The following is an 8,366-nucleotide window of genomic DNA, read 5'->3' as shown; positions in this document are numbered from 1 at the left end:
CGATGCGCGCGGACGTGCCGGAGTCGATGCTCGGCCGGGACTGCGGTGCCTCGATGCGCGCGGACGTGCCGGAGTCGATGCTCGGCCGGGACTGCGGTGCCTCGATGCGCGCGGACGTGCCGGAGTCGATGCTCGGCCGGGACTGCGGACGCGTCATGGCGCGCGACTCTAACGCATCCGGTGCGCGGTTCGGCATACTGCTCCGATGGATCATGTGGCGCAGCGCCGGGAGATGGCGGACGCGGTCGGTGAGCAGGTCGGACCGGGCCGTGCCGTCCGCCACGTGCGGGATCTGGACGCCGGCGGGGTGCCGGTCCGGCTGTACCGCGATACCGACGCGACGACCCCGGTGATCCTGTTCGCGCACGGCGGCGGCTGGGTCGCCGGCGACCTCACCACCCACGACGGACTGTGCCGGCTGCTCGCCGCGGAGACCGGCTGGGCCGTCCTCGCGGTCGACTACCGCCGCGCGCCGGAGGCCCCGTTCCCGGCGGCGTTCGAGGACATCGACACCGTTTCCGGCTGGCTGCGGGTGTACGGCCGGCAGCACGCCCTCGATCCCACCGCGGTCGTCGTCGCGGGCGACTCCGCCGGTGGCCTCCTGGCCGCGGTGACCGCCCGCCGCGAACGCGACGCCGGCCGGGACCTCCTCGCCCAGGTGCTCATCTGCCCCGTCCTGAGCCCGGCGCTGGACTTCCCCGATCTCGGCAACGACGGCCTGCAGCCCGACGAGATGGCCGGCTACTGGGACGCGTTCGCCCCGCCGGGCGTGGACCGGCACCAGCCCGACCTGGACCCGTTCCTCGCCGACCCGGCGGGCCTGCCACCGGCGGTCATCGTCACCGCGGAGCTCGACATCCTGCGGGACGAGGCCGACCGGTACGCGGCGTGGCTCGCCTCGGCCGGGGTGCCCGTCATCGCCACCCGGTGGCAGCACACGTTCCACAACTTCCCGCGCAAGCTCGCCCTGACCCGGGACGCGGCCGTCGCCGTCGCCCACATCGCCGCCGCCCTGCGCGCGCTGACGAACGCGGGGCATCCGGGCGGCCGGTGACGGCCGTAGCATCGACGGCGTGCGCTACTGGGGCGTCGTCGTCCTGCTCTTCGCCGGCCTCGTCGGGGCGGCGCTCTACTTCGGCGACGAGATCGGCCCGCCGGAGACCCGGCACCGCCCGACCGCGTATTCGGACCTCGGCGAGGGCGGCGACCCCGACACCATCATGATCGGCTTCGAGTGGCCGCACGACGGCTGGTGCTCGGGCCAGTTCTCGATCACCGCCGCCGAGACGTCGACCGAGGTCCGCGTGCACGACATCGTCAGCCGCACCCCGAAGCCCGGCGCCGACTGCGCCGGGCTCGGCTCAGACGGCAAGATGGCGTGGGAGGCCCTGACGCTGTCCGCGCCGCTCGGCGACCGCAGGGTCGTCCGCGCCGACGACAGCGCCGCCCTGCCGTACCAGCGCCGCGGACCGGGCTGACGCGGTTGGCATGAACGTGCGAGTCGCCCGGGCCGCGACCCGGCGATGCTCCTCGGTATGGCTTACTCCGCTTACCCCGCATACCCGCAGCAGCAGGCATACGCGATGCGCACCACCGCCCCGGCCTCCCTGCACGTCGTCGCGATCTTCCAGTACCTCGGCGGCCTGCTGACCCTGGGTGTGGCCGCGCTCTTCGTCTTCGCCGCCTCCGAGTTCTCCGCCCAGTTCGGCGACCGGCTCGGGACCTACGGGTCGACGCTCACCCCGGCCGTCGCGGTCGTCGTCGGCGTCTTCACCCTGATCGGCCTCACCGCGATCGTCCTGGGCCGCAAGGTCCAGCGCGGCCGCAACTGGGCCCGGATCGTCCTCATCGTCCTCAACGTGCTGAGCCTCGCGTCGGTCGCCTGGCAGGTGTACAGCACGTCCCCGCTCACCCCGTCGACGATCGTCAGCGCGGCGTTCCCGGCGCTGTTCCTGATCCTGCTCAACACCCGCGCCGCCCGCTCCTGGTGCCGCTACCGCACGTACTGACCGCGTCTGCGCCGTCTGCGACGCGCCGCTGCCGGGGTGACGGCGGGTCAGCCGACGGTGGCGGGGTCGGTGCTGCTCAGGTGGGCGGCGAGCTGGTCGGCGGGCATGGGGCGGCCGAAGTGGTAGCCCTGGGCGTAGCGGTAGCCGAGGCGGCGCAGGACCTCGGCCTGGGCCTCGGTCTCGACGCCCTCGGCGACGGCGCGCAGCCGCAGTCCGTCGCTGATGCCGATGAGGGCCTCGGCGATGACGGAGCGGTCGCCCTGGTCGGTGATGTTGTCGATGAAGGACTTGTCGACCTTCAGCAGGTCGACGGGGCAGGTGCGCAGCAGGCCGAGGGACGAGTGGCCGGTGCCGAAGTCGTCGAGGGCGACGTTGACGCCGAGGCGTTTGAGCTGGTGCAGCTCCTCCAGGCCGGGGCCGCCGTCGAAGACCGCCGTCTCGGTGACCTCGACGGTGAGGTGGCGGGGGTGCAGGCCGGCGCTGAGCAGGGTGGCCTGGACCTGGGCGGCGAAGCCGCTCTCGCGCAGCTGGCGCGGTGACACGTTGACCGACACGTATTCGAGCGCGCCGAGCTCGTCGCGCCAGCGGGCGGCCTGGCGGCAGGCCTCGGTGAGGACCCACTGGCCGACGGGGACGATGAGGCCGGTGCGTTCAGCGGCGGGGATGAACAGGTCGGGGCGGATCATGCCGCGCTCCGGGTGCTGCCAGCGCACGAGTGCCTCGACGGCGACGGTCCGCGCGTCCGAAAGCCGCACGATCGGCTGGTAGTGCAGCCGCAGCTGGCCCGTGTCCAGGGCGATCCGCAGGTCGGCGGCGGTGCGGGCCTGTTCGGCGCTGTGCCGGTCCATGCACGGCTCGTAGGTGACCCGGCGACCCTTCCCGCGGGCCTTCGCCGCGTACATGGCGACGTCCGCGCGTCGCAGCAGCTCCTCCGACGAGGTGGGGTGCCCTCCGGAGCCGAGGGCCAGGCCGATGCTCGCCTCGACGACGAGGGCGTGCCCGGCCGCGTCGAGGGGGCGGCGCAGCTCCGCGGTCACCCCCGCGAGGACCTGCAGCGCGTGAGGTTCGTCGACGGTGCGGAACACGAGGGCGTACTCGTCGCCGCCGAGCCGGGCGACGAGGCCCCCCGCCGGGCGCAGCTGGGTGAGGCGTTCGGCGACGGCGGTCAGCAGCGCGTCGCCGACCGCGTGGCCGAGGTCGTCGTTGATGCCCTTGAAGTCGTCGACGTCGACGAGCGCGACGGCGACCGCGTCCTCGTCCGCGTCCGCCGCTGCGACCGCTGACAGGATCTCGCCGGTGTACTGCATGAGCAGCCGCCGGTTGGCGAGCCCCGTCAGCGCGTCGTGGGTGGCCTGCCAGGCGAGGGTCTGCTGGTACTCCTCGAGCTCGTGCAGCCGGCTGTCGAGGGTGTCGACGAGGATCGCGTTGTCGCGCAGGGCGGCGGCCTGCCTGGCGGCGACGAGCAGCACCAGCACCACGGTCCCCAGCGCGACGCCGAGCACGTCGTCGCCGCCGCCGGCCGCGTCGGCGAGCAGCAGGACACCGGTGGCGAAGACCGCGAGGTACGCGACGATCGGCCGCCGCTGCCGCCGCTCCGACACGGGTGGCGGTGCCCCGGCGGCGCGCCGCTGCCGGTCGGCCGCCAGGCACAGGACGAAGCAGGTGAGGGGCAGCACGACCGGGGTGCCGTTGAGGTACGGCCGGTCGGTGAGCAGCGGGGTGAGGGCGCCGCCGGTCGCGCCGCCGCCGCCGGCGAGCGCCAGCAGGTAGAGGGCCCTGCGGTCGAGCGGGCCGGTGCCGGTGAACGCGACCTTGACGAAGGCGAACACGCACACCGACCCGGTGGCGATCAGCGCGAGGACCGCCCAGGTGCCGGTGGTGTTGCCGCCGGACCAGCGCTCCCAGTGCCGGAAGATGAAATGCCAGGCGAAGGTGATCACGGTCACCAGGACGGTGGCGGTATCCAGGCCGAAGCGCAGCCACTCGCCGCGGCTGCGCTGGGCGCCCGGGATCCGCAGCAGGCCCCACAGCATGACCAGCAGGCCCATCAGGTACACGGCCGCGGTGACGCCGCTGATGTGCTGCGAAGCGACGCGCTCCAGGAGCATGTCGGCGGCGTTGCTGACGCCGCCGAGCCCGATGAGGACCATGCCGAGCCCGATGTGCCGCCAGAAGCGTCTCGCGGCGGGGGCCAGGCCCGGCGCGACGCCCGTCGTCCAGCACGCGCGCACCGCCAGCCCCACGGCCAGGGGCAGCGCGATCCAGCTGACCAGCGGCGGCGTGTGGCGGGTCAGGCCCACCCCGAACCAGACCTCCGACAGGACCAGCACGACGGCGGCCCCGAGGACCACAGGACGCCAGCCGGCCACGCTTCTCACACTGGTCGGCATCGGCACGCGAAACCCGATCGTGAATGAAAACTCAGCCGCCACTCAGCGGATCCACAGATTCGTGACGCACAGTTGAGGCAATGTCCCGCCCGGTCACTGGAGGCGTCCAATGGGTCTCGTTCTCGGCATCGTGAGTCTGGTGCTGCTGCTGGTGCAGCTGTTACTGGTCGCGCGCGCCATCCTCGACTGGAGCGTGGTCCTGGCCGGACCGTCGGCCGAGGGCTCGATCCGCTCGCGGCTGTCGGCCGGCGTGTTCGCGGTCACCGAGCCGATCCTCGCGCCGGTCCGCCGGGTCCTGCCACCGCTGCGACTCGGCGGCGTCGGCATCGACCTGGCCTTCATCGTCGTCTTCCTGGCGATCATCGTCCTGCGGGCGGTCATCGGCCTGATCTGACCGTTCTCCCGCGACGCCCGCCCGCCACCCGGCGCGGCGGGCGTTTCCGTGTCCGGACCCCGCCCGGATCGATGCCCATGGCAAATGTCAAGTATTGACAGAACTCGGGGGAGCGACCAACCTCTCCAGCAAGGAAGCCTCGCAACCTTCCACCAGATTCGATCGAGCTCGACCCCACCCCGGCGATCGGCGCGCCGGGACAGCGGCACGTCCCCCGTCCCCCGCCCAACCCACCGAAACCAGCCGCACACGCCACGGCGCACCGACGCGGGTGCAGCCGGCGGTCGCGGCTCGCCGGGTGGCACCTGATCGGAGCGTTTGTGAGCAGACTGAGGTTGAGGACCCTGCTGGTAGCGGTTACGGCGGCGGTCGCCGGCCTGCCCGCTGTGCCGGCGCACGCGGCCGTGCCGGCGGACCTGACCACGCTGGTCAACCCCATGATCGGCACCCAGAAGGAGGGCAACACCTTCCCGGGTGCGGCGCTGCCGTTCGGCATGGTGCAGGTCAGCCCGGACACCGGCCACGGCACCGGGTACAACTACGACCACGGCAAGGTGTGGGGCTTCTCCAACACCCACCTGTCCGGCGTCGGCTGCCCCGTGCAGGGCGAGGTGCCGCTCATGCCGACGATCGGCGCGGTCAACTCCGCCGACCCCAACACCTACGGGCAGACGCTCAACCACGCGCAGGAGCAGACGACCGCCGGCTACTACCGCCTCGCCACGCCCAACGGGGTCACCACCGAGCTGACGGCGACGCTGCGCAGCGGCTGGCAGCGGTACACCTTCCCCGCGAGCACCCAGTCCAACGTGCTGTTCAACACCGCGCAGGCCCGCGGCAGCGGCACCGGCGCGCAGTCCTCGTCGATCTCGATCGTCGGCGGTGACACCGTCGAAGGGTCCGTGACCACCGCCGGGTTCTGCGCCGACGCGCCCGCGCACACCGTGTACTTCTCGGCGAAGTTCAGCCGGCCGTTCGCGTCGTTCGGGACCTGGTCCGGCACCACGTTCACCGGCGGCAGCCGCGCGTCCAGCGGCACCGGGGCGAAGGGCGGCTGGGTCCGCTTCGACACCTCGTCGGACCGGGTCGTCACCGCGAAGGTCGGCCTCTCGTACACCGGGATCGCCGGCGCGCAGGCCAACCTCACCGCCGAGACCAGCGCCGCCGGCTTCAACTTCGACACCATCCGCAACGCGGCCCGCGACACGTGGAACGCCAAACTGCACAAGGCCGAGGTCGACGGCGGCAGCACCGACCGGCAGGTCGCGTTCTACACGTCGCTGTACCACTCGCTGCTGCACCCGAACCTCGCCGGCGACGTGAACGGCTCCTACCGCGGCTTCGACAACGTGGTGCGGACCGCGTCCGGGTACACGCCGTACCAGACGTTCTCGCTGTGGGACACCTACCGGGCACAGAACCAGCTCGTCGCGCTCCTGGAACCACAGGTCGCCCGCGACTACGGGCTGTCGCTGCTCGCCGTCGACCGTGAGCTCGGCTGGCTGCCCAAGTGGTCGCTGGCGAACACCGAGACCAACACGATGACCGGCGACCCCGTCACCCCGTTCCTCGTCGACCTGTGGGCGCGCGGCCTGCTCAACGGATACGAGTCGCAGGTGTACGCCGCACTGCGCAAGAACGCGATGGGCGTACCGACGAACATCAACGGGCGCAACGGCAACCCCTACTACATGTCGCTGGGCTACATCCCGACCGGCGTCACGTGCGGCCCGGTCCTGCCGATGGACCACGACTGCAAGTTCCCGAGCTCCGCGACCCTGGAATACGCGGCGGCCGACTCGTCCCTCGCCATCATGGCCCGGGGCCTGGGCAACACCGCGGACGCGACGATGTTCGAGGCACGCGGGCAGAACTACCGCAACCTGTTCGACCCGTCGATCGGCTTCTTCCGCCCGCGCAACGCCAACGGCGTCTGGGGCCCGTCCTACTCGCCGACCGACGGCGCGCACACCTTCCACGAGGCGGGCGCCTACCAGTACCAGTGGCTCGTCCCGCAGGACCCGGACGGCCTCGTGTCACTGCTCGGCGGCAAGACCGCGGCGAACAACCGGCTCGACAGCTTCTTCGCCTACAACAACCTGCTGACCGACCCGTCGGGGACCGCGCACAACACGTGGGTCAACGGCGCCTACGACTACTACAGCTTCACCACCTACAACCCGAACAACGAGCCCGACCTGCTCGCGCCGTACACGTACCTGTGGACCGGGCAGCCGTACAAGACCTCCACGGTGCTGCGGGCCGCCTACACGCTCTTCACGAACGGCCCCAACGGCGTCACCGGCAACGACGACCTCGGCACGATGTCGGCGTGGTACGTGTTCTCCTCGCTCGGCCTGTACCCGCTGATGAACGGCGCCAACTTCTACGGCGTCAGCACGCCGCAGTTCCCGTCCGCGAAGGTCACGATCGGGTCGTACGGCAGCCAGCAGGGCGGCGTCCTCAACATCACCGCCCCGTCGGTCAGCGACAGCAACCGCTACATCGCCTCGGCGTCCCTCGGCGGCAGCGGATTCAGCCGTACGTGGCTGTCCCAGTCCGACATCGCGCACGGCGGGAACCTCGCCTACACGGTGTCCGGCACGCCGGGCTCGTGGGGGACCGGCGCCGGCGACACCCCGCCGTCGTCGAACCACACGTCGCCGCCGGCCCCCGCGGTGAACCTGGCGCTGAACAAGGCGGCGACGGGCTCCACGGCGTGCGCCGCCGACGAGTCGGCCGCGAAGGCCGTCAACGGCAGCGTCACCGGCGGCAACCCGGACAAGTTCTGCTCCACCGTCGCCGGCGCCTACCTGCAGGTCGACCTCGGGTCCGCCGCCTCGGTGAACAAGGTCGTCGTCAAGCACGCCGGCGCGGGCGGCGAACAGGCCGCCTTCAACACCAGGGCGTTCACGGTGCAGCTGTCCACCGACGGCAGCACCTGGAGCACCCCCGTCACCGTCACCAACAACGCGGACCCGGTGACGATCCACCAGTTCGCGTCGACGACGGCCCGGTACGTGCGGGTGAACGTCACCACGCCGACGCAGAACACCGACGGCGCGACCCGCGTCTACGAGCTGGAGGCGTACGGCTCGGCGACCGTGCCGACGAACCTCGCCCTGAACCGGCCCGCCACCGGCTCCACGGCGTGCGCCGCCGCCGAAGGCCCCGAGAAGGCCGTCAACGGCAGCACCGGCGGCGGCAACACCGACAAGTTCTGCTCCGGCGTGGCCGGCGCGTGGCTGCAGGTCGACCTCGGCTCCACCCGCGCGCTGAGCCGCTTCGAGGTGGCCCACGCCCAGGCCGGCGGCGAGTCCGCGGACTACAACACGAAGGCGTTCACCATCCAGGTGTCCACCGACGGCACCAACTGGACCACCCCGGTGACCGTCACGAACAACACCGCGGCGAACACCACCCACCCGGTGAGCGTCTCCGGCCGCTACGTCCGGCTCAACATCACCACCCCGACGCAGACCGCCGACACCGCGACCCGCATCTACGAGCTGCGGGCCTTCGGCTGACCGGACCCCCTGGGGCGGGGGAACGCCCCGGCACGATCCACTGGGA

6 protein-coding genes are annotated in these 8,366 nt (G+C 72.0%); 5 read left to right on the top strand and 1 reads right to left on the bottom strand.

Features of this window, described 5'->3' with window-relative positions:
* The first annotated feature begins 205 nt into the window (after nucleotides 1–205).
* The 3 genes from ABZS58_RS14545 to ABZS58_RS14535 are packed head-to-tail and all read left to right on the top strand — an operon-like array spanning nucleotide 206 to nucleotide 2,009.
* The gene (locus ABZS58_RS14545; protein ID WP_354781384.1) at nucleotides 206–1,054 is read left to right on the top strand and encodes an alpha/beta hydrolase; all 849 of its coding nucleotides are present in this window, start codon (nucleotides 206–208) and stop codon (nucleotides 1,052–1,054) included.
* A gap of 19 nt (nucleotides 1,055–1,073) precedes the next feature.
* Nucleotides 1,074–1,478, top strand: coding sequence for a hypothetical protein (locus ABZS58_RS14540; RefSeq protein WP_354781382.1), 405 nt, complete (start codon nucleotides 1,074–1,076; stop codon nucleotides 1,476–1,478).
* Between the two features lie 57 nt (nucleotides 1,479–1,535).
* Nucleotides 1,536–2,009 (top strand): hypothetical protein, encoded by a 474-nt coding sequence (locus ABZS58_RS14535; RefSeq protein WP_354781380.1) that lies wholly within the window; start codon nucleotides 1,536–1,538, stop codon nucleotides 2,007–2,009.
* Nucleotides 2,010–2,056: 47 nt separating this feature from the next.
* Here the strand turns inward: ABZS58_RS14535 and ABZS58_RS14530 are convergent, their stop codons facing one another.
* Nucleotides 2,057–4,378 carry a bifunctional diguanylate cyclase/phosphodiesterase gene (locus ABZS58_RS14530; RefSeq protein ID WP_354781378.1) on the bottom strand — a complete coding sequence of 774 codons (2,322 nt, stop codon included), beginning with the start codon at nucleotides 4,376–4,378 and terminating at the stop codon, nucleotides 2,057–2,059.
* Between the two features lie 130 nt (nucleotides 4,379–4,508).
* On the opposite strand from ABZS58_RS14530, the gene ABZS58_RS14525 reads away from it, so the two are divergent.
* Nucleotides 4,509–4,793, top strand: a complete 285-nt coding sequence (locus ABZS58_RS14525) for a YggT family protein (protein ID WP_354781376.1) — start codon at nucleotides 4,509–4,511, stop codon at nucleotides 4,791–4,793.
* Between the two features lie 320 nt (nucleotides 4,794–5,113).
* On the top strand, nucleotides 5,114–8,320 hold the full coding sequence (locus tag ABZS58_RS14520) for a GH92 family glycosyl hydrolase (protein ID WP_354781375.1): 3,207 nt from the start codon (nucleotides 5,114–5,116) through the stop codon (nucleotides 8,318–8,320).
* Nucleotides 8,321–8,366 lie beyond the last annotated feature (46 nt).

Origin of the sequence: Dactylosporangium sp. NPDC005555 (genome assembly GCF_040605635.1) — a bacterium.
In the GTDB taxonomy this organism is placed as follows: domain Bacteria; phylum Actinomycetota; class Actinomycetes; order Mycobacteriales; family Micromonosporaceae; genus Dactylosporangium.
This window is presented reverse-complemented; position numbering and strand designations above follow the sequence as displayed.